We start from the raw sequence: 21,218 nt of genomic DNA on the forward strand, positions 1-21,218 counted from the left end.
AGCCCCCGGCCCCCAGGCCATCGCGTCTCCCGGGCCCGGGGCGGAGCCCCCGTCACGCTCGCCGGAACTCGCGCGCTCAGCGCGCGTTGAAGTACTTCGCCTCGGGGTGGTGAATCACGATGGCGTCCGTGGACTGCTCAGGATGCAGCTGGAACTCCTCCGAGAGCCGGACGCCGATGCGTTCCGGCTCCAGCAGTTCGGCGATCTTCGCCCGGTCCTCCAGGTCGGGGCAGGCCCCGTAGCCCAGCGAGAAGCGCGCACCGCGGTACTTCAGCGCGAACATGTCCTCGACGTCCGCGGGGTCCTCCCCGCCGAAGCCCAGCTCCGCCCGCACCCGGGCGTGCCAGTACTCGGCGAGTGCCTCGGCCAGCTGGACGGACAGGCCGTGCAGTTCCAGGTAGTCGCGGTAGGAGTCGGCGGCGAACAGTTCGTTCGCCGCGTCGGAGACCTTGCTGCCGACGGTCACCACCTGCAGGCCCACCACGTCGGTCTCGCCGGACTCCCGCGACCGGAAGAAGTCCGCGAGGCACAGCCTGCGGCTCCGGCGTTGGCGCGGGAACGTGAAGCGGGTCCGCTCGCTGCCGTCCTCGTGCAGGATGATCAGGTCGTCGCCCTTGGAGACACAGGGGAAGTACCCGTAGGTGACCGCCGCCTCCAGCAACCCGTCGGTCTGCAACCGGTCGAGCAGACCGCGCAGCCGCGGGCGCCCCTCGGTCTCCACCAGGTCCTCGTAGCTCGGGCCACCGGCGCGGGCCTGCTTCAGCCCCCACTGGCCCTTGAACAGCGCGCCCTCGTCCAGCCACGACGCGTAGTCCTTGAGCGGAATGCCCTTGACCACCCGGGTGCCCCAGAACGGCGGGCTGGGGACCGGATTGTCGGTGGCGACGTCGGAGCGGATCTGGCCGTAGTTGGCCTCGGGCTCGTCGATCTCGACGGCCCGCTGCGGGACCCGGCGCTGCTTAAGTTCCGGGAGGGTCGCGCCAGGAACCCCGCGCTTGACCGCGATCAGCGCGTCCATCAGGCGTAGGCCCTCGAACGCGTCGCGCGCGTAGCGGACTTCGCCCTCGTAGATCTCGTGCAGATCCTGCTCCACATAGGCCCGGGTGAGCGCGGCACCGCCCAGGATGACGGGGTAACTGGCCGCCAGGCCACGCTGGTTGAGCTCCTGGAGGTTCTCCTTCATGATCACCGTGGACTTCACCAGCAGTCCGGACATGCCGATGACGTCCGCCCGGTGCTCCTCGGCCGCCTCCAGGATCGCGGAGACCGGCTGCTTGATGCCGAGGTTGACCACCGTGTAGCCGTTGTTGGAGAGGATGATGTCGACCAGGTTCTTGCCGATGTCGTGCACATCGCCGCGCACCGTGGCGAGCACGATGGTGCCCTTGCCCTCGTCGTCGGTCTTCTCCATGTGCGGTTCGAGCTGGGCGACGGCCGCCTTCATCACCTCGGCGGACTGCAGCACGAACGGCAGCTGCATCTGGCCGGAGCCGAACAGCTCGCCGACCACCTTCATGCCTTCCAGCAGCGTGTCGTTGACGATCTCCAGCGCCGGACGGGACTCCAGCGCCTCGTCCAGATCGGCTTCCAGCCCGTTGCGTTCGCCGTCGATGATGCGGCGCTGCAGCCGCTCCTCCAGCGGCAGCGCCGCCAACTCCTCGGCGCGGCCCGCCTTGACCGACTTGGTGTCGACGCCCTCGAACAGCTCCAGGAACTTCTGCAGCGGGTCGTACCCCTCCCGCCTGCGGTCGTAGACCAGGTCGAGGGCTACCTCGCGCTGCTCCTCGGGAATCCGGGCGATCGGCAGGATCTTCGCGGCGTGCACGATGGCGGAGTCAAGACCGGCCTCGGTGCACTCGTTGAGGAAGACCGAGTTGAGCACCATCCGGGCGGCCGGGTTGAGGCCGAAGGAGACGTTCGACAGACCGAGGGTGGTCTGTACGTCGGGGTGGCGGCGCTTGAGTTCGCGGATCGCCTCGATGGTGGCCACCGCGTCCTTGCGGGACTCCTCCTGGCCGGTGGCGATGGTGAAGGTCAGGCAGTCCACGATGATGTCGGACTCGCGCACCCCCCAGTTGCCGGTCAGGTCGGCGATCAGCCGCTCGGCGACCGCGACCTTGTGTTCGGGGGTACGGGCCTGGCCCTCCTCGTCGATGGTGAGCGCGATCAGCGCGGCACCGTGTTCGACGGCCAGCCTGGTGACCTTCTGGAACCGGGACTCGGGTCCGTCACCGTCCTCGTAGTTCACCGAGTTGATCACGGCGCGCCCACCGAGCAGCTCCAGCCCGGCCTGGATGACGGCCGGCTCGGTGGAGTCGAGGACGATCGGGAGGGTGGAGGCGGTCGCGAGGCGGCCCGCGACCTCCTTCATGTCGGCGACGCCATCGCGGCCGACGTAGTCGACACACAGGTCCAACAGGTGCGCGCCCTCCCGGATCTGCTCGCGCGCCATCTCCACGCAGTCGTCCCAGCGGCCGAGCAGCATGGCTTCGCGGAACTTCTTGGAGCCGTTGGCGTTGGTGCGCTCACCGATCGCCAGATACGAGGTGTCCTGCCGGAACGGCACGCTCTGGTAGAGCGAGGCGGCACCGGGCTCGGGGCGCGGACGGCGCTCGGTGATCTCCTGGCCGCGTACCCGCTCCACGAGTTGGCGCAGATGCTCAGGGGTGGTGCCACAGCAGCCGCCGACCAGCGACAGGCCGTACTCGCGGACGAACACTTCCTGGGCGTCCGCCAACTCCTCGGGCGTCAGCGGGTAGTGGGCACCGTCCTTGCCGAGCACCGGAAGGCCCGCGTTGGGCATCGCGGAGACGCCGACCCGGGCGTACCGCGAGAGGTAGCGCAGGTGCTCGCTCATCTCGGCGGGGCCGGTCGCGCAGTTGAGGCCGATCATGTCGATGCCCAGCGGCTCCAGGGCGGTGAGCGCCGCGCCGATCTCGGAGCCGAGCAGCATCGTGCCGGTGGTCTCCACGGTGACCTGGCACAGCAGCGGCAGGTCGGCGCCGGCGGTGCGCAGCGCCCGGCGTGCGCCGATGATCGAGGCCTTGGTCTGCAGCAGGTCCTGGGTGGTCTCCACCAGGATCGCGTCCGCGCCACCCGCGATCAGCCCCTCGACCTCGGTCTGGTAGGCGTCGCGCAGCGCGGTGTACGGGGCGTGGCCGAGGGTCGGCAGCTTGGTGCCGGGGCCGACCGAGCCGAGCACCCAGCGCGGCCGGTCAGGTGTGGCGAAGCCGTCCGCGACCTCGCGGGCCAGCCGGGCGCCCGCCTCGGACAGCTCGTAGATGCGGTCGGAGATCTCGTACTCGCCGAGCGCGGCGAGGTTGGCGCCGAAGGTGTTGGTCTCCACGCAGTCGACGCCCGCGGAGAAGTACTCCTCGTGGACCGAGCGGACGATGTCGGGCCGGGTGACGTTCAGGACCTCGTTGCATCCTTCGAGTCCCTGGAAGTCGTCCAGGGAGGGGTCCTGGGCCTGGAGCATGGTCCCCATGGCGCCGTCGGCCACCACGACACGGGTGGCGAGCGCCCTGCGCAGGGCGTCGGCTCGGGACTGCTGGGCGGTCTGCTGGGATGGCGAGGCCATGGACTTGCTCCCTGGGATGCGACGGCTGTCGGCTTTGCGTGCCCTGTGCACGGGCACGCACCCGGCCAGGGTAACCGTCGGCTCCGTCAGTTTCGCCAGGTATTCCAAGGGGTGGACCGAATCAATCAAGCCACCTGTGTGGCTCATCGGCCACCGCACCGCATCTTCCGGGCACGCGGGCTACTACGATGGGTGTTCGGCATCGCCCAATGGTGTTCAGCATTGCCGACCTTTGCTGACCCCTGGCAGAACGTAGACGGAGGTTACCCGATGGCAGGAAGCATCCAGTCGGTGGAGCGCGCGGCAGCCGTTCTGCGTCTGCTCGCGGGTGGCGAGCGCCGACTGGGCCTGACCGACGTCGCCTCCACCCTGGGACTGGCCAAGGGCACCACCCACGGGATTCTGCGCACCCTCCAGCAGGAGGGGTTCGTCGAGCAGGACGACGCCTCGGGCAAGTACCAGCTCGGCGCGGAGCTGCTGCGACTCGGCAACAGCTATCTGGACGTGCACGAACTGCGGGCCCGTGCGCTGGTGTGGACCGACGACCTGGCGCGGGCCAGCGGCGAGAGTGTCTACCTGGGCGTGCTCCACAAACAGGGCGTGCTGATCGTGCACCACGTCTTCCGCCCGGACGACAGCCGCCAGGTGCTGGAGGTCGGGGCGATGCACCCGCTGCACAGCACGGCGCTGGGCAAGGTGCTGACCGCGTTCGACCCGGTCGCGCACCGGGAGGCACTGGAGGTCGAACGGCAGCGCTTCACGCCCCGGACGGTGACCGAACCGGACGAGTTCGAGGGCGTACTGGACATCACCCGCGCCCGGGGCTGGGCGGCCGACCTGGAGGAGACATGGGACGGCGTGGCGTCGGCGGCCGCTCCGGTGCACGACCGGCGCCGGATGCCGGTGGGCGCGGTGGGGATCACCGGCGCGGTGGAGCGGGTGTGCGAGGACGGGGAGATAAGGGCCCGTCTGGTGGCGGCGGTACGGGACTGCGCCCGTGCCGTGTCACGCGACCTGGGAGGCGGGCGCTTTTAGGACCCTGGCCGGCCGCTTTCCCGGCAAGCGGGACGTTTCAGACCTTCAGCACTTTTGGAGTCCTGGGTCACTCCTAGGTTACGAACCCTTGACGCGTTTCCTACGGGGCATAAAACTGCCGTTCGGCGGTCGACATTGTCGAACACCGGACGGGACCCGGTCCGCCATCTTGGACGAAGACAAAGGAGTCGCGATGTCCAGCGGCCACATCTTCATCGGCGAGACCATTGGCACCGCCGTGCTCATTCTGCTTGGCGGCGGTGTCTGCGCCGCCGTCACCCTCAAGAAGTCGAAGGCGAAGGACGCGGGTTGGCTCGCGATCACCTTCGGCTGGGGCTTCGCCGTTCTGGCGGGCGCCTACATAGCCAACGGCCTGTCCGGCGGCCAGCTCAATCCGGCCGTCACCATCGGCATCGCCATCAAGACCGGCGACTGGAGCAACGTGCCGGTGTACCTCGGCGGTCAGCTGCTCGGCGCCATGATCGGCGCGTTCCTGGTCTGGGTCGTCTACCTCGGCCAGTTCGCCACCCACCTCACCGACCCCGAGGTGCTGGCAGGCCACGGCGTCGACCCGGCGGGCCCGGTCACCAAGGACGACGCCCGCAACCCCGGCGGCCCGGTGCTCGGCATCTTCTCCACCGGCCCGGAGATCCGTAACACGGTGCAGAACCTGCTCACCGAGATCATCGCCACCACGGTGCTGGTGCTGTTCATCCTCACCCAGGGCATGACCAACGGGCTGGCCCTCAACGGCCTGGGCATCCTGCTGACCTCACTCCTCGTTGTCGGTATCGGTCTGTCGCTCGGCGGCCCCACCGGCTACGCGATCAACCCGGTCCGCGACCTCGGCCCGCGCATCGTCCACAGCCTGCTGCCGCTGCCCAACAAGGGCGGCTCGGACTGGGGCTACGCGTGGATACCGGTCGTCGGCCCGCTCGCCGGCGCCGTTCTCGCCGGCGGCATCTACCACCTCGCTTTCGCGTAAGCCGTCCGCTAAGCCATTCGTATGAACCAGCCGCGCACCGCCGCCGAGACCTCAGACCTCAGGAGCACCCCGTGACCGACAACCACACCGCCGTGACTTCCTCCCACGGGCAAGGCCCGTTCATTGCGGCGATCGACCAGGGCACCACCTCCAGCCGCTGCATCGTCTTCGACCGCGACGGCCGGATCGTCTCCGTCGACCAGAAGGAGCACGAGCAGATCTTCCCCAAGCCGGGCTGGGTCGAGCACAACGCCGCCGAGATCTGGACCAACGTCCAGGAAGTCGTGGCGGGCGCGCTGGACAAGGCCGGGATCTCCAAGGAGGACGTCAAGGCGCTCGGCATCACCAACCAGCGCGAGACCACCGTGCTGTGGGACAAGGCGACCGGTGAGCCGGTGCACAACGCCCTGGTCTGGCAGGACACCCGCACCGACGCCCTGTGCAAGGAACTGGGCCGCAACGTCGGCCAGGACCGGTTCCGCCGGGAGACCGGTCTGCCGCTGGCCAGCTACTTCGCCGGCCCGAAGATCCGCTGGATGCTGGACAACGTCGAGGGGCTGCGGCAGCGCGCCGAAGCGGGCGAGATCCTCTTCGGCACGATGGACAGCTGGGTCATCTGGAACCTCACCGGTGGCCCCAACGGCGGCGTGCACGTCACCGACGTCACCAACGCCTCCCGCACCATGCTGATGAACCTGCAGACCCTGAACTGGGACGAGCGGATCCTGTCCTCCATGGACATCCCGGCCGCCGTGCTGCCGGAGATCCGCTCCTCCGCCGAGGTCTACGGATACGCCAAGGGCGCCCTGGATGGCGTTCCGGTCGCCTCCGCGCTCGGTGACCAGCAGGCCGCGCTGTTCGGCCAGACCTGCTTCTCCAAGGGCGAGGCCAAGTCCACCTACGGCACCGGCACCTTCCTGCTGCTCAACACCGGTGACACGCCGGTCAATTCGTACAACGGCCTGCTGACGACGGTCGGCTACCGCATCGGCGACCAGGCTCCGGTCTACGCGCTGGAGGGCTCCATCGCGGTCACCGGCTCCCTGGTGCAGTGGATGCGGGACCAGATGGGCCTGATCAAGAGCGCGGCGGAGATCGAGACGCTGGCCAGCTCGGTGGAGGACAACGGCGGCGCGTACTTCGTCCCCGCCTTCTCCGGACTGTTCGCGCCGTACTGGCGCTCCGACGCGCGCGGTGTCATCGCGGGTCTGACCCGCTACGTCACCAAGGCGCACATCGCCCGTGCGGTGCTGGAGGCCACCGCCTGGCAGACCCGCGAGATCGTCGACGCGATGAACAAGGACTCCGGCGTCGAGCTGACCGCCCTCAAGGTCGACGGCGGTATGACCTCCAACAACCTGCTGATGCAGACCCTCGCCGACGTACTGGACGCACCCGTCGTCCGGCCGATGGTCGCCGAGACCACCTGCCTGGGCGCCGCCTACGCGGCCGGACTGGCGGTCGGCTTCTGGCAGGACACCGACGAGCTGCGGGCGAACTGGCGCCGCGCGGCCGAATGGACCCCCCGTATGGACGCGGACACTCGTGACCGCGAGTACAAGAACTGGCTCAAGGCCGTCGAGCGGACCATGGGCTGGATCGAAGAGGAGCACTGAGACACATGAGCACCCTGCAGAGCGTCCCCGCCCTTGGGACGCATCCGGCCAACGGCCGCAACCCCAGCCGCAGCGAGACCCGGGACCTGCTAAGCCACGCCACGTACGACCTGCTGGTCATCGGCGGCGGGATCCTCGGCACCTCGGTGGCCTGGCACGCGGCCCAGGCCGGGCTGCGGGTCGCAATGGTGGACGCCGGCGACTTCGCCGGCGCCACCTCCTCCGCGTCCTCCAAGCTCGTCCACGGCGGCCTGCGCTACCTGCAGACCGGTGCGGTCAAGCTGGTCGCGGAGAACCACCACGAGCGCCGGGTGCTGGCCAAGGACGTTGCCCCGCACCTGGTCAACCCGCTCACCTTCTACCTGCCGGTCTACAAGGGCGGACCGGTCGGTGCGGCCAAGCTCGGCGCGGGCGTCTTCGCCTACTCGGCGCTGTCCGCCTTCGGCGACGGCGTCGGCAAGGTCATCTCCCCGGCCAAGGCGCAGGCCGCCAACCCCGGCCTGCGCACGGACAACCTCAAGGCCGTCGCGGTCTACTACGACCACCAGATGAACGACTCGCGGGTGGCCGTCATGACGGTCCGCGCGGCCGTCGAGTCCGGCGCCGTGGTGCTCAACCACGCCGAGGTGACCGGACTGCGCTTCACCCAGGGCAGGGTGACCGGCGCGGAGCTCAAGGACCGCCTGGACGGTACCGAGTTCGGTGTCAACGCGCGCGTCGTGCTCAACGCCACCGGCCCGTGGGTCGACCACCTGCGCACGATGGAGGACAAGGGCGCGGCCCCCTCCATCCGGCTGTCCAAGGGCGCGCACATCGTGATGAAGCGCAAGTCGCCGTGGAAGGCCGCCATGGCCACCCCGATCGACAAGTACCGCATCACCTTCGCCCTCCCCTGGGAGGACCAGCTGCTGCTCGGCACCACCGACGAGATGTACGAGGGTGACCCGGCGGACGTACGGGCCACCGAGTCCGACATCCAGCAGATCCTGGACGAGGCCGCGTTCTCCATCCGCGACGCCGACCTGGACCGCTCCTTGATGACCTACGCCTTCGCGGGTCTGCGCGTGCTGCCCGGCGGCCCGGGCGACGTGGCACAGGCCAAGCGCGAGACGGTGGTCACCGAGGGCAAGGGCGGCATGCTGTCGGTGGCGGGCGGCAAGTGGACCACCTACCGGCACATCGGCCGTACGGTGATGGACAAGCTCGCCAAGCTGCCGGGCAGCCCGCTGACCGAGGACATGCTGCCGGTGGGCGACCTGGTGCGCCGGGTGCCGCTGCCGGGTGTGGCCAACCCCAACGCGGTCGCGCACCGTCTGCTGGTCGACCGGGAGCCGGGCAGGCGGATAGACCCGCTCACGGCACGCCATCTGGCCACGCACTACGGCGCGTTGTCGTTCGACATCGCCCGGCTGGTCAACGAGGACCCGTCGCTGGGCGAGCGGATCCACCCGGACGGCCCGGAGATCTGGGCGCAGGTGGTCTACGCACGCGACAACGAGTGGGCCCAGACCGCGGACGACGTACTGCGCCGCCGCACCACGCTGACCATCCGCGGCCTGGACACCGACGAGGTGCGGACCCGGGTGGACGAGCTGCTGGCGCAGCGCGGCTGACCGTGCATCGCGGGGGGGGGGCTGGGGCTTTTTCGCCCCAGACCCCCCTTTTTCCCGGCAGACTGCTCCAGTGGACGTCTACGAATCCCTTGTTGATGTTGTCGGCAACACCCCGCTGGTGCGGCTGAACCGGATCACGGCGGGCCTGACGGCTCCCGTCTACGCCAAGTTGGAGTACGTCAACCCAGGCGGCAGCGTCAAGGACCGCATCGCGCTGTCCATGGTGCTGGCCGCGGAGGAGGCCGGAGCACTGCGGCCGGGCGGCACCATCGTGGAGGGCACCTCGGGCAACACCGGGGTGGGACTGGCCATGGTGGCGGCCCAGCGCGGCTACCGCTGCGTGTTCACCCTGCCCGAGAAGAGCAGCGCCGAGAAGGTGGCGGTACTCCGCGCGTACGGCGCCGAAGTGGTGGTCTGCCCCGGCGACGTACCTCGCGAGCATCCCGACCACCCGCGCACCGCGGCGGAACGGATCGCGGCGACCACCGCGGGGGCATGGCTCGCCGACCAGTACAACAATCCGGCCAATCCCCGCGCGCACTACGGCAGTACCGGACCCGAGCTGTGGCGGCAGACCGACGGCCGGATCACCCACCTGGTGGCGGGCGTCGGTACCGGCGGCACGATCAGCGGCACCGGTGGATATCTCAAGGAGGTCAGCGACGGCCGGGTGCGGGTGATCGGCGCCGACCCGGAGGCCTCCGTCTACTCGGGCGGCCCCGGCACGCCGTACGCGGTGGAGAGCATCGGCCTGTTCCGCCACCCCGAGACGATCGACGACTCCTGGCCGCGGTCCTTCGACACCGCCGTGGTCGACCGGTTCGAGCCGATCGGTGACCGCGAATCACTGCTGACCGCCCGGCGACTGGCCCGTGAGGAGGGACTGTTGGTGGGCGGATCGGCGGGAACCGCGGTCGCCGCCGCGCTGCGTGTCGCCGCCGAGCTCGGTCCGCGGGACCTGGTGGTCGTCGTGCTACCGGACTCCGGCCGCAACTACCTGACCAAGGTCTACGACGACGAGTGGATGCGCGAACAGGGCTTCCTCGACGGCGGTGTTCTGGACGACGACCCGGCGACCGCCCCGGTCGGCAGGGCATAATGGGCCGATACATCGGAGGTCTGGCTGCGCACGGCAGGGCCCGGGACGAGGAGGTCGCTGATGGCGGTCACCGACGAGGCGATCGAGAAGATCAAGGGAATGATCGTCTCCGGCGCACTGCGACCCGGCGACCGGCTGCCGAAGGAGAGCGAACTCGCGGCGGAACTGGGGCTGTCCCGCAACTCCCTGCGCGAGGCGGTACGGGCGCTGTCGCTGATCCGGATCCTGGACGTACGCCAGGGCGACGGCACCTACGTCACCAGCCTGGACCCGCAGTTGCTGCTGGAAGCGCTGAGCTTCGTAGTGGACTTCCACCGCGACGACACCGTGCTGGAGTTCCTCGCGGTGCGCCGGATCCTGGAACCCGCCGCGACCGCGATGGCCACCCCCCGGATCAGCGAGGGTGAACTCAACGCCCTTGAGGACCAGTTGGCGGCGCTGGGCCCGAGTCCCTCGGTGGAGCAGTTGGTCGCCTGCGATCTGGAGTTCCACCGCGGCATCGTCCAGTCATCGGGCAACTCGGTGCTGTGCTCGCTGCTGGACGGCCTGTCCGGGCCGACCACCCGGGCCAGGGTGTGGCGGGGCCTCACCCAGGAGGACGCGGTGGAGCGGACCTTGCGCGAGCACCGCGCGATCCTCGGCGCGCTGCGCGACCGGGACGCCGAGGCGGCGCGGGCCTGGGCGACGGTGCACATCGCGAGCGTGGAGCAGTGGCTTCGCTCCACGCTGTGACCGGGCGGCGCCCCGACCGCGAACCGCCCCCGAAGCTCAGGCGCTTGCCCTGCGGCCGAGCCCGTACACCCGGGTCGCGGTCCCGCCCAGCACGGCTGCCCGCTCCCTGCGGGACAGCCCGGCCAGGCACCGTTCGGTGAGCGTGGCCACCTCGTCGTAGCTGGCGGCCAGGGTGCACACCGGCCAGTCGGAGCCGTACATCACCCGGTCGGGGCCGAAACTGTCCAGCACATGCTGGGCGTACGGCAGGATCTGCTCCGCCGTCCAGGACCGCCAGTCGGCCTCGGTCACCAGGCCGGAGAGCTTGCAGTGGACGTTCGGCGCTCCGGACAGCTCGGTGATCAGCCCGGCCCACGGCTGTCGATCGCCCCGTGCGATGGGCGGTTTGGCGGCGTGGTCGAGGACGAAGACCAGCTCCGGCAGGTCCCGTACGGCATTGATCGCCGCGGGCAGTTCGCGCGGGGTGACCAGCAGGTCGTAGACCAGGCCCGCCTCGGCGATCCGCGCGAGGCCGTGCCGTACGTCGGGGCGGCGCAGCCACTGCGGATCGGGCTCGTCCTGCACCTGGTGGCGGATTCCGGCCAGGTGGCCGCCACCGGGTACGGCGGCCAACCGGGCGAGCCGCTCCGCCAGCCGCGCGTCGGTGAGGTCGGCCCAGCCCACCACACCGGCGATCCGGTCCGACTTCCCGGCCAGCGCCAGCAGTTCCTCCGTCTCCTCGTAGGAGGAGCAGGCCTGCACCACCACGGTGGCCTGGATGCCGTGAGCGTCCAACCGCGGTGCCAGTTCGTCGACCCGGTAGGTGCGGCGGATCGGGTCGGCCCATGGTGCGTCCATCCACGGCTGCTCGCGCCGGGACAGGTCCCACAGGTGGTGGTGTGCGTCGACACGCATCGGTCATACTCCGGTGGTCGGCAACGGGACGTCGCTGTCCAGTAGTCCCCGGTCCACGAGGTCGTACCAGAGCGCGTCGGGGATCGGATGGGTGAACAGGGCGGCGTTGTCCCGGACTTCGGCGGCGCCTGCGGCACCGACGACGGCGGCGGCCACAGCCGGATGGCCGAACGGGAAGCGCAGCGCCGCCGCCCGCAGCGGCACCCCGTAGCGCGCGCACACGTCACGGATATCCCGGGCCCTGGCGACCAGGTGCGGCGGCGCCTCCTGGTAGTCGAACGGCGCCCCCGGCCGGGGGTCGGCGAGCAGACCGGAGTTGTAGACACCGCCGACCACGACCGAGGTGCCCCGCCGCTCGCACACCGGTAGCAGGTCATCCAGCGCGGCGCGGTCCAGCAGCGTCCAGCGCCCGGCGCAGAGCACCACGTCGACATCGAGGTCTTCGACGAAACGGGCCAGCGGACCGCTGTGGTTCATCCCGAAGCCGATCGCGCCCACCGCCTTGTCCGCGCGCAGTTCGGCCAGGGCCGGGAAGGCCGTCTCGTAGACCTCCCGCTCCCTGCCCTCCACGTCGTGCAGATAGACGATGTCGACGGCGTCCGTTCCGAGCCGGTCAAGCGACGATTCCAGGGTGGCCCGGATACCGTCGCGCGTCAGGTCCCATTCGCGGGCACGCGGCGGTGGACTGACGAACCCCTGGCCGTCGGCCACCTCCCCGGGGGCGAGCGGGCGCAGCCTGCGGCCGACCTTGGTGGACAGCACGTACGAGGAGCGGTCCCGCCCGGCCAGTGCGCGGCCGAGCCGCTCCTCGGCCAGCCCCAGTCCGTAGTGCGGAGCGGTGTCGAGATAGCGGCATCCCGCGCCCAGCGCCTCGGAGACCGCCGCCTGGGCGTCCTCCTCGGTGACCGCGCGGTAGAGGTTGCCCAGTGGGGCGGTGCCGAGGCCCAGGGGCGGCACGTGTACCCCCGAACTGCCCAGCGTTCGCGGGCCGGTTGGGTATGGCATGGCAGGCCCCGCCTATTCCTGCTTCTCGCCGCTGGCGAAGCGGGAGATGACAAGGGCGACGATGATGATGGCGCCGTTGAGGAACTGGTTCCACAGCGGAGGAACACCGCCGAGCGTCATCACGTTGACCACCAGCTGCAGGGTGAGGACACCGGTGAGCGCGCCGAAGAGCGTGCCGCGGCCGCCGTTGAGGCTGATGCCGCCGATCACGGCCGCCGCGAACACCTGGAAGATCCAGCCGTTGCCCTGGGTCGCGGAGACGGATCCGTAGTGCCCGGTGTAGAGGACTCCGGCGAACGCGGCGAGGCCGCTGCCGAGGCAGAGGATGGCCCAGGTGACCCGGTCGACCCGGATGCCCGCGGCGCGGGCCGCCTCCGGGTTGCCGCCGATCGCGTACAGCGCCCTGCCGTGCCGCAGCCAGGCGAGCGCGCAGCCGCCGAGCGCGAACAGCACCAGGCAGATCCACACCGCGGCGGGCACGCCGAGCCAGGCGGCCGCGCCGAGGTAGGAGAACGAGGCGGGGACGGTGACGATCGACTGGCCCTGGGAGATGCCGACCTGCAGTCCGCGCAGCATGGTGAGCATGCCGAGGGTGGCGATGAAGCCGTTGACCCGCAGCTTGAGGATCAGGAAGCCGTTGACCGCGCCGATGGCCACACCGACCAGCAGGCAGACCGGAACCGAGGTCCAACCCGGCAGCAGCCCAAGGCCGTTGAAGCGCCCGCCGTGCGCGGGCAGTACCAGCCACATGGCGATGACCGGCGCGACGCCGATGGTCGACTCCAGGGAGAGGTCCATCCGGCCGCTGATCAGGATGAGCGCCTCGGCCAGCACCAGCAGGCTCAGCTCGGTGGACTGCTGGACGACGCCGACGAGGTTGTCCGTGGTCAGGAACGCCGGGGAGACGATGAAGCCGATCACGCACAGGACGAGGATCACCGGCACCAGGGACAGATCCCTCAGCCGGGTGAGGTCCAGGCGCGGCCCGCGGCCGGTGGCGCCGCCGCTGCCGCGGCCCGGCGGGGCGTCCGCGGCCAGTTGTCGGGTGGTGTCGGTCATTGCCCGCCTCCCTCGGATGCGGCGTGCCGCCGCTGCTCGGTGACGCCTTCCATGGCCGCGACCAGTGCCTGGTCGGTCCATCCGCGGTCGAACTCGGCGACCACGCGCCCGTGGAACAGGGCGAGCACCCGGTCGCAGACCCGTAGGTCGTCGAGCTCGTCGGAGACGATGACCGCCGCGCGGCCCTCCTGGGCCACCCCCCGTACGACGCCGAGCAGCGCCTCCTTGGACTTGACGTCCACGCCCGCGGTCGGCCGGATCGCGACCAGGCAGTGCGGTTCGCGGGCGAGGGCGCGCGCGATGACGACCTTCTGCTGGTTGCCGCCGGACAGTGCGTTGACCGGTTGGTCGGGGCCGGAGGTCTTGATGTCCAACGAGGTGATCACCCGCTGGGCGAACGCCCGGGTGCGGGAGGGCAGCACGGTCCCCCAGGGGCCGAGTTGGTCCGCCACGGTGAGGGTGGCGTTCTCGGCGACGCTGCGGTTCAGCACCAGGCCCTGCCGCTGCCGGTCCTCGGGTACGTAGCCGATACCGGCGTCGAGGGCATGCGGAACGCTGCCGGGGCGCACGGTGCGGCCGCGGACCGTGATCCGCCCGGCGGTGGGCTTGCGCAGGCCTGCCAGTGTTTCGCCGAGCGCGGTGTTGCCGCTGGCGGTGGCGCCCGCGACGCCCAGTACCTCGCCGCGGCGGACGGTGAGGTCGATGGGGTCGAACTGGCCGTCCAGGCAGAGCCGTTCGGCTCGTAGCACGGTCTCCGCAGCGCCGGGCACCGCTGCTCCCGCGGCGTGCCGGGAAGCCCGCTCGGCCGGGGAGTCGCCGGTCATGGCGGCGACCAGCTCCCGTTTGGCGACGTCGGCGACGGGGGCGGTGAGCACATGCCGGGCGTCACGGTAGACGGTGACGGTGGTGCACAGGTCGTAGACCTCCTGAAGGTGGTGCGAGATGAACAGGAAGGCGACGCCCTGCCGTTGGAGTTCCCGCAGCCGGGTGAAGAGGCGCTGGATGCCACTCGCGTCCAGCTGTGCGGTGGGCTCGTCGAGGATGATCAGCCGGGCGCCGAAGGACAGCGCACGGGCGATCTCCACGAACTGCCGCTGCTCCACGGTGAGGTCCTTGGCCCGCCGCTGCGGGTCCACCTCCACGCCGTACTCGGCGAGCAGTTCCCGGGCCCGGGACCGCAGGCGTCCCCAGCGGACCAGCGACCTGTGCTGGTCGAAGCGGTTCAGGAAGAGGTTCTCGGCGACGGTGAGGTCGGGGACGACCATCGACTTCTGGTAGACGCAGGCCACTTCGGCCTGCCAGGCCGCGCGGTCGCCGGGCGCCGGCGCGGGCTCGCCGTGGAAGGTGACGGTGCCGGCGTCCGGGCGGTGCAGCCCGGTCAGTACGGAGACCAGGGTCGACTTGCCCGCTCCATTGCGTCCGACGAGCGCGTGCGACTCGCCGGGGCGCACGGTCAGCCGGACACCGTCGAGCGCCAGGGTCGGCCCGAAGCGCTTGACGATGCCCTGTGCGTGTACGGCGGCGGGTGCGTCCATCACTGCTTCTTCTGGAGCTGATTGGCCCACAGCTTCGGGTCGTCCACATTGGCCTTGGTGACCAGCGGCGCCGGCAACTGGTCCTCCAAGCCGTTCGGTATGGCGACGATCGTCGAACCGTGATCGGTGGATCCCGGTTGGAAGGTCTTCCCGGCGAGCGCCTCCTTGGCGTAGTACAGCGCGTACTCGGCGTAGAGGTCGGCGGGCTGTGAGATGGTGGCGTCGATCTTCCCCGCCCGGATGGCGTCGTACTCCTGCGGAATGCCGTCGTTGGAGATGATCGTGATGTGGCCCGTGGTGCCAACGGGCTTGAGCAGGCCCTTCTGCTGCAGCAGGGCGAGGGTCGGCTGGAGGAAGACGCCGCCCGCCTGCAGGTAGATGCCGTTGATGTCGGGGTGTTGGGCGAGGACGCTCTGCAGCTTGGCGGAGGCCACGTCCCCCTGCCAGTTGGTCGGCAGCGCGAAGACCTGGATCTTGGGGTACTTGGTCTTCATACAGTCGCCGAACGCCTGGGAGCGGTCCCGGCCGTTGATCGAGCTCAGGTCTCCCTCGAACTCGACGACCTTGCCCTGCCCCTTGAGCTGCTGCCCGAGGTAGTCGCAGGCCTTGGTGCCGTACGCCCGGTTGTCGGCCCGTACGACCATGTAGACCTTGCCCTTGTCGGGCCGGGTGTCGACGCTGATCACCGGTACCTTCTTGGCGGCCAGTTCGTCGAGGGTGGAGGCGATCGCTCCGGTGTCCTGCGGGGCGATGACCACGGCCTTGGCGCCCTGGTCGGTGAACGCGTGCACATTGGCGACGAGTTTGCCGATGTCGTTCTGGGAGTTGGACAGGGGCAGGGCGGAGACCACCCCGCTCTTGATGCCCTGGTTCAGGTACTGCGCGTACGAGTTCCAGAAGTCGCTGTCGGCGCGCGGTAGGTCGATGCCGACCTTGCCCGAGGTGCCCGCGGTGGCCGAACTACCTCGGTTGCAGCCCGCCAGCGTGGCGACGGCGAGGAGCGCGGCGCACGCCACGGCGGCGGTCGTATGGAGTCTCATGGGGGTCCCTGCCCTTCGCGGAGGAGGTTTCCTGGCTGCGCGTAGACGGTTCGTTGAGGGGCGCGGCCGGTTCGGCACCGCGACCCAGCCGGAAAAGCACCCGCTACCGCGTTAACGGCCGCAGCCGCAGCCCCTGCATGCCGCCGTCGACGGCGAGGGCCGTCCCGGTGACCGGGGCCGCGGCGGGGTTCGCCAAATACGCGATGGCGAAGGCCACTTCACCGGCGGTCACCAACCGGCCCATGGGCTGGCGTGCCTCCAACGCCGCCCGCTCCGCCGCCGGGTCGGCGGCCTGGTCGAGCAGTCGGCCGACCCACGGGGTGTCGGCGGTGCCGGGGTTGACGCAGTTCACCCGGACCCCCTCGCGCACATGATCGGCGGCCATCGCCAGGGTGAGCGAATGGACCGCGCCCTTGCTGGCGCTGTACAGCGCTCGCTGCGGCAGCCCGGCGGTCGCGGCGATGGAGCAGGTGTTGGTGATGGACGCGGCTCCGGGCCGCTCCCGCGCGGCATGCCGCAGATGCGGCAGGGCGGCCCGGGTGGTGCGGACCATCCCCAGGACGTTGACGTCCAGCACCCGGTGCCATTCGTCGTCCCCGTTGTCCTCGACGGTACCGACGCTGCCGATTCCGGCGTTGTTGACCAGGATGTGCAGGGCGCCGAGTTCGTCCGCGGCTTCGGCGACGGCGGCGCGCACCGCCTCGTCGGAGGTCACATCGGCCTTGAGGGGCAGGCACCCGGCGGGGGCACCCGACGGGTCCCGGTCCAGCACGGCGACCCGGGCACCCCGAGCGGTGAGCAGGGCGGCGGTGGCGGCGCCGATGCCGGAGGCGCCGCCGGTGACCAGGGCGGTGAGCCCCTCGAAGTCGTGGGGGTAGGGCATCAGTCGGCCTCCTGACCGGTGGCGGTCCGGGCCCGCCAGACGGGCCCGTCGGGGTAGCTGTGGGCGGCGAGCGACTCGGGCCGCATACGGGCCGAGAAGCCGGGGGCGGTCGGCGCGCGATAGCGGCCGCGCTCGATGACCACGGGGTCGGTGAAGTGCTCGTGCAGGTGGTCGACGTATTCGATGACCCGGTCGTCAAGGCTGCCGGAGACCGCCGCGTAGTCGAACATCGACAGGTGCTGGACGAGTTCGCACAGCCCCACGCCGCCCGCGTGCGGGCAGACCGGAACGCCGAACTTGGCGGCGAGCAGCAGGATCGCGATGTTCTCGTTCACCCCGGCGACCCGGGCGGCGTCGATCTGTACGAAGTCGACCGCACCGGCCTGGAGCAGTTGCTTGAAGACCACCCGGTTGGCGACGTGCTCCCCGGTGGCCACCTTGACCGGCTGCCCGGCGCGTACCGCGGCATGCGCCAGTACATCGTCGGGGCTGGTGGGTTCCTCGATCCAGTAGGGGTCGTAGGGTGCCAGCGCGCTCATCCAGCCGAGGGCGTCGGAGACGTCCCATCGCTGGTTGGCGTCGACCGCGATGCGGATTCCGGGGCCGACCGCCTCCCGCGCCAGCCGCATCCGCCGTACGTCATCGGCCAGGTCGGCGCCGATTTTCAGCTTGATCTGCCGAAATCCCTCGGCCACCGCCTGTTGCGCCAACTTGACCAGCTTCTCGTCGGAGTAGCCCAACCAGCCGGGCGAAGTGGTGTACGCGGGATAGCCATCGGCCTTCAACTCCGCGATGCGCCGGGCCCGGCCGGGCTGCGCGGCACGCAGGATGTCCAGCGCCTGTTCGCGGTCGAGGGCGTCGGTGACGTACCGGAAGTCCACCATGTCGACGATCTGCTCCGGGGGCATGGTGGCGAGGAACTCCCACACCGGCAGGCCCGCCGACTTGGCGGCCAGATCCCAGGCGGCGTTGGTCACCGCACCGGCCGCCATGTGCGTCACGCCCTTGTCGGGCCCCAGCCAACGCAGTTGCGAGTCATGGGTCAACTGCCGGTGGAAACCGCCGAGATCGCCGGTGACGCTGTCGACGCTGCGCCCTTCGACGTAGGGTCGAAGGGCGCGGATGGCGGCGGCGGCCACCTCGTTGCCGCGCCCGATGGTGAAGCAGAAGCCGTGGCCCTCCTGGGCGTCCGGCGCATCGGTGCGCAGCACCACGTACGCGGCGGAGTAGTCGGGGTCGGGATTCATCGCGTCCGAACCGTCGAGCCGCTCCGAGGTGGGAAACCTGATGTCGTGGACCTCGACCGCGGTGATGGTCGGACTCATTTATCCCCCCAGCAAGACATCGGATCTTTCCTTGGCCCTCCGATGTATAGCGCCACCGCTTGAGTCGAGTCCAGGGGTGTGCAGCAATTTCCCCGGGAAGCCGCAGGGTGACACGTCGGATGTCTTCTGGACGCACGTCTGCACACTCGATGACCGGCGATCGACGCCGAGGCACTGACCCCGCCGCGGGCCTGAATGGCTCACTAGTGCCCAGGGCTGCGGACCCGGGCGGCGAAAGCCGTAGGCTGGTGGCGCAAGAGAACCGAGACGCGCGACCCGGTCCACGGGAAGCAGCAGAACAGTAAAGCCGCGGCGCGCACAGCCGCCGGGGCCGGAAGGAGGCGCTGGGTGATCGAGCTCGCGGGGGTACCCGAGCTGATCGACCCGGTCATGGTGGCCGCGTTCGAAGGCTGGAACGACGCCGGGGACGCCGCGTCCGCCGCGGTCGCACACCTGGACCGGGAGTGGAAGGGCGAGGTGTTCGCGGCACTCGACGCCGAGGACTACTACGACTTCCAGGTCAACCGGCCGACCGTATGGCTGGACGGTGGGACCCGGAAGATCACCTGGCCCACCACCCGGCTCTCGGTGGTACGAGTCCAGGGCCCCACGCCACGCGACCTGGTCCTGGTCCGGGGCATCGAGCCCAGTATGCGCTGGCGCTCCTTCTGCAACGAACTCATGGGGTTCGCCCATGAGTTGGGCGTGGAGATGGTGGTGATCCTCGGCGCGCTGCTCGGCGACACCCCGCACACCCGCCCGGTGCCGGTCACCGGTGTCACCTCCGACCCGGATCTGGCCCGCACGCTGAACCTTGAGGAGTCCCGCTACGAGGGCCCCACAGGCATCGTGGGCATCCTGCAGGAAGCCTGCACCCACGCGGGCATTCCGACGGTGAGCCTGTGGGCGGCGGTCCCGCACTACGTGTCGCAGCCGCCGAACCCGAAGGCGACCCTGGCGCTGCTCAACCGCCTGGAGGACCTGATCGACCTGCGCATCCCGCCGGGCGAGCTTCCCGAGGACGCGCGCGCCTGGCAGCTGGGGGTCGACCAGCTGGCCGCCGAGGACAGCGAGGTCGCCGAGTACGTGCAGACGCTGGAGGAGGCCCGGGACACCGCCGAACTCCCCGAGGCCTCCGGCGAGGCGATCGCCCGGGAGTTCGAGCGCTATCTGCGCCGCCGTGACGGCCAGCCCGGATCGCACGCCACCGAGAGCGGAGACAGCCGGGACATAGGACCTTTCCTGCGCGGTCCGCAGCTCGCCCGCGACGAGGACAAGGCGGAGCGCGAAGAGGGCGGTCCGGAGGACGCCGACGGTTCCGATTCCGAGGAGTCCGGACAGTAGCTTCGGCGGCAACCGCAGATGCGTAAGGGGCGCCCACCCGTGGTGGGCGCCCCTTACCGGTTGAGGGACCGGTCGACGGGACCCGGCGACGGGACCGGGTGCCCCGGCCGCCATGACCGGGGCACCTGATTGATGAGACGTTTCTTCGCTGTCTGTTCGGACCGCTACAGTGCGACGCCGAGCAGCGCGTCCACCGCCCTGGAGACCAGTCCCGGCGCACCGGTGTCCGTACCGCCCTCGGCGTGCTGCAACTGCGCCCAGCGGTCGACGGCGGCCAGCGCGGCGGGGGCGTTCAGGTCATCGGCGAGCGCCTCGCGGATCTGCTCGAGCAGCGCGTCGGAGGACGGCCCGTCAGGACGCGAGACGGCCGCGCGCCACCGGTCGAGGCGTGCGACGGCCTCGGCCAACACGGCGTCGGTCCACTCCCAGTTGGCGCGGTAGTGGTGCGCCAGCAGGGCGAGCCGTATGGCGGCCGGGTCGACTCCGTCCTGGCGGAGCTTGGAGACGAAGACCAGGTTGCCCTTGGACTTCGACATCTTCTCGCCGTGCAGGGCGACCATCCCGGCGTGTACGTACGCCTTGGCGAACGGGAACTTGCCGGTGAGCACCTGGGCGTGCGAAGCGCCCATCTCGTGGTGCGGGAAGGCCAGGTCGGAGCCGCCGCCCTGGACGTCGAAGCCCATGCCGAGGTGGTCGAGCGCGATGGCCACACACTCGATGTGCCAACCGGGACGGCCGGGGCCCAGCGAGCCCCCGTCCCAGCTCGGCTCACCGTCACGGGCGGCCATCCACAGCATCGGGTCGAGCGGGTTCTTCTTGCCCGGCCGGTCCGGGTCACCGCCGCGCTCGGCGGACAGCCGCCGCATGACGGCCGCGTCGAGTCGGGAGACCTTGCCGAAGTCCGGGTCGGACTCGACGGAGAAGTAGACGTCGCCGTCGAGTTCGTAGGCCGCACCCGCGTCGCGCAGCCGCTCCACCAGCGGGACGATCCCGGGGATGGCCTCGACCGCGCCGATGTAGTGCCGCGGCGGAAGCAGCCGCAGGGCCGTCATGTCCTCGCGGAACAGGGCGGTTTCGCGCTCGGCGAGCTCGGTCCAGTCGACTCCGGTCTCGGCGGCCCGCACCAGCAGCGGATCGTCGACATCGGTGACGTTCTGTACGTAGTGAACCTGCCGCTTCGTGTCGAGCCACACGCGCTGCACGAGGTCGAACGCGGTGTATGTGGCCGCGTGCCCCATGTGGGTGGCGTCATAGGGGGTGATGCCGCATACGTAGATGCGGGCAACGGGACCGGGGTCCAGGGTTACCGGACCGTCCGTCGCGGTGTCGTGGAGGCGGAGTTCGCGTCCCCTGCCAGGCAGGGCGGGAACCTCCGAAGCGGGCCAGGCATGCATGCCTTGAGCCTAACCGGATGCCCGTTCCGGATACGAGCCGGGACCAGCAGGGATGGCCGGATTCACGGTCTTGCGTTAC

15 protein-coding genes and 1 pseudogene are annotated in these 21,218 nt (G+C 70.3%); 7 read left to right on the forward strand and 9 right to left on the reverse strand.

The features are described from left to right. Positions 1–76 precede the first annotated feature (76 nt). On the reverse strand, positions 77–3,580 hold the full coding sequence (gene metH, locus P2L57_RS29105; RefSeq protein WP_275819407.1) for a methionine synthase: 3,504 nt from the start codon (positions 3,578–3,580) through the stop codon (positions 77–79). Positions 3,581–3,850: 270 nt separating this feature from the next. Between metH and P2L57_RS29110 the strand changes: the two genes are divergently transcribed. From P2L57_RS29110 to P2L57_RS29135, 6 genes and pseudogenes are all read left to right on the forward strand, one after another. Continuing rightward, entirely contained in the window at positions 3,851–4,615 is a 765-nt protein-coding gene (locus tag P2L57_RS29110; RefSeq protein ID WP_275819409.1) for an IclR family transcriptional regulator, read from the forward strand. A gap of 193 nt (positions 4,616–4,808) precedes the next feature. Further along, positions 4,809–5,600, forward strand: a complete 792-nt coding sequence (locus P2L57_RS29115; RefSeq protein WP_275819411.1) for an MIP/aquaporin family protein — start codon at positions 4,809–4,811, stop codon at positions 5,598–5,600. A gap of 71 nt (positions 5,601–5,671) precedes the next feature. After that, positions 5,672–7,216, forward strand: coding sequence for a glycerol kinase GlpK (gene glpK / locus P2L57_RS29120; RefSeq protein WP_275819412.1), 1,545 nt, complete (start codon positions 5,672–5,674; stop codon positions 7,214–7,216). Between the two features lie 5 nt (positions 7,217–7,221). Further along, entirely contained in the window at positions 7,222–8,829 is a 1,608-nt protein-coding gene (locus tag P2L57_RS29125; RefSeq protein ID WP_275819414.1) for a glycerol-3-phosphate dehydrogenase/oxidase, read from the forward strand. A gap of 70 nt (positions 8,830–8,899) precedes the next feature. Next, positions 8,900–9,877: pseudogene (locus tag P2L57_RS29130) on the forward strand (PLP-dependent cysteine synthase family protein); the annotation flags it as partial. 111 nt (positions 9,878–9,988) lie between these two features. Beyond that, on the forward strand, positions 9,989–10,660 hold the full coding sequence (locus P2L57_RS29135; protein ID WP_275819416.1) for a FadR/GntR family transcriptional regulator: 672 nt from the start codon (positions 9,989–9,991) through the stop codon (positions 10,658–10,660). Positions 10,661–10,696: 36 nt separating this feature from the next. Here P2L57_RS29135 and P2L57_RS29140 read toward each other — a convergent pair whose 3' ends face one another. The 7 genes from P2L57_RS29140 to P2L57_RS29170 form a co-directional block, all read right to left on the reverse strand. After that, positions 10,697–11,554 (reverse strand): amidohydrolase family protein, encoded by an 858-nt coding sequence (locus P2L57_RS29140; RefSeq protein WP_275819418.1) that lies wholly within the window; start codon positions 11,552–11,554, stop codon positions 10,697–10,699. Positions 11,555–11,557: 3 nt separating this feature from the next. Then, a complete protein-coding gene (locus P2L57_RS29145) occupies positions 11,558–12,559 on the reverse strand; it encodes an aldo/keto reductase (RefSeq protein WP_275819420.1) in 1,002 nt (333 codons plus the stop codon). A 12-nt stretch (positions 12,560–12,571) separates the two neighbouring features. Then, positions 12,572–13,618 (reverse strand): ABC transporter permease, encoded by a 1,047-nt coding sequence (locus P2L57_RS29150; protein ID WP_275819422.1) that lies wholly within the window; start codon positions 13,616–13,618, stop codon positions 12,572–12,574. After that, entirely contained in the window at positions 13,615–15,153 is a 1,539-nt protein-coding gene (locus P2L57_RS29155) for a sugar ABC transporter ATP-binding protein (RefSeq protein ID WP_275819424.1), read from the reverse strand. Before P2L57_RS29155 ends, P2L57_RS29150 begins: the two co-directional genes overlap by 4 nt. Next, positions 15,153–16,193, reverse strand: coding sequence for a sugar ABC transporter substrate-binding protein (locus P2L57_RS29160; RefSeq protein WP_275819426.1), 1,041 nt, complete (start codon positions 16,191–16,193; stop codon positions 15,153–15,155). The genes P2L57_RS29155 and P2L57_RS29160 overlap by 1 nt, the downstream gene beginning before the upstream one ends. A gap of 103 nt (positions 16,194–16,296) precedes the next feature. Then, a complete protein-coding gene (locus P2L57_RS29165) occupies positions 16,297–17,076 on the reverse strand; it encodes an SDR family NAD(P)-dependent oxidoreductase (protein WP_275819428.1) in 780 nt (259 codons plus the stop codon). Continuing rightward, complete coding sequence (locus P2L57_RS29170) at positions 17,076–18,401, reverse strand: L-fuconate dehydratase (protein WP_275819430.1); 1,326 nt, start codon at positions 18,399–18,401, stop codon at positions 17,076–17,078. Before P2L57_RS29170 ends, P2L57_RS29165 begins: the two co-directional genes overlap by 1 nt. A gap of 348 nt (positions 18,402–18,749) precedes the next feature. On the opposite strand from P2L57_RS29170, the gene P2L57_RS29175 reads away from it, so the two are divergent. Beyond that, positions 18,750–19,745, forward strand: a complete 996-nt coding sequence (locus P2L57_RS29175; protein WP_275819432.1) for a PAC2 family protein — start codon at positions 18,750–18,752, stop codon at positions 19,743–19,745. 164 nt (positions 19,746–19,909) lie between these two features. On the opposite strand, the gene mshC is transcribed toward P2L57_RS29175, so the two are convergent. Beyond that, on the reverse strand, positions 19,910–21,139 hold the full coding sequence (mshC, locus tag P2L57_RS29180; protein WP_275819434.1) for a cysteine--1-D-myo-inosityl 2-amino-2-deoxy-alpha-D-glucopyranoside ligase: 1,230 nt from the start codon (positions 21,137–21,139) through the stop codon (positions 19,910–19,912). Positions 21,140–21,218: the final 79 nt, after the last annotated feature.

Origin of the sequence: Streptantibioticus ferralitis (assembly GCF_029223525.1) — a bacterium.
Lineage (GTDB): Bacteria > Actinomycetota > Actinomycetes > Streptomycetales > Streptomycetaceae > Streptantibioticus_A > Streptantibioticus_A ferralitis.

Coding starts and splice junctions, on each gene's coding strand:
- metH (WP_275819407.1), bottom strand. CDS start 3,580: ATGGCCTCGCCATCCCAGCAGACCGCCCAGCAGTCCCGAGCCGACGCC.
- P2L57_RS29110 (WP_275819409.1), top strand. CDS start 3,851: ATGGCAGGAAGCATCCAGTCGGTGGAGCGCGCGGCAGCCGTTCTGCGT.
- P2L57_RS29115 (WP_275819411.1), top strand. CDS start 4,809: ATGTCCAGCGGCCACATCTTCATCGGCGAGACCATTGGCACCGCCGTG.
- P2L57_RS29125 (WP_275819414.1), top strand. CDS start 7,222: ATGAGCACCCTGCAGAGCGTCCCCGCCCTTGGGACGCATCCGGCCAAC.
- P2L57_RS29135 (WP_275819416.1), top strand. CDS start 9,989: ATGGCGGTCACCGACGAGGCGATCGAGAAGATCAAGGGAATGATCGTC.
- P2L57_RS29140 (WP_275819418.1), bottom strand. CDS start 11,554: ATGCGTGTCGACGCACACCACCACCTGTGGGACCTGTCCCGGCGCGAG.
- P2L57_RS29145 (WP_275819420.1), bottom strand. CDS start 12,559: ATGCCATACCCAACCGGCCCGCGAACGCTGGGCAGTTCGGGGGTACAC.
- P2L57_RS29150 (WP_275819422.1), bottom strand. CDS start 13,618: ATGACCGACACCACCCGACAACTGGCCGCGGACGCCCCGCCGGGCCGC.
- P2L57_RS29155 (WP_275819424.1), bottom strand. CDS start 15,153: ATGGACGCACCCGCCGCCGTACACGCACAGGGCATCGTCAAGCGCTTC.
- P2L57_RS29160 (WP_275819426.1), bottom strand. CDS start 16,193: ATGAGACTCCATACGACCGCCGCCGTGGCGTGCGCCGCGCTCCTCGCC.
- P2L57_RS29165 (WP_275819428.1), bottom strand. CDS start 17,076: ATGCCCTACCCCCACGACTTCGAGGGGCTCACCGCCCTGGTCACCGGC.
- P2L57_RS29170 (WP_275819430.1), bottom strand. CDS start 18,401: ATGAGTCCGACCATCACCGCGGTCGAGGTCCACGACATCAGGTTTCCC.
- mshC (WP_275819434.1), bottom strand. CDS start 21,139: ATGCATGCCTGGCCCGCTTCGGAGGTTCCCGCCCTGCCTGGCAGGGGA.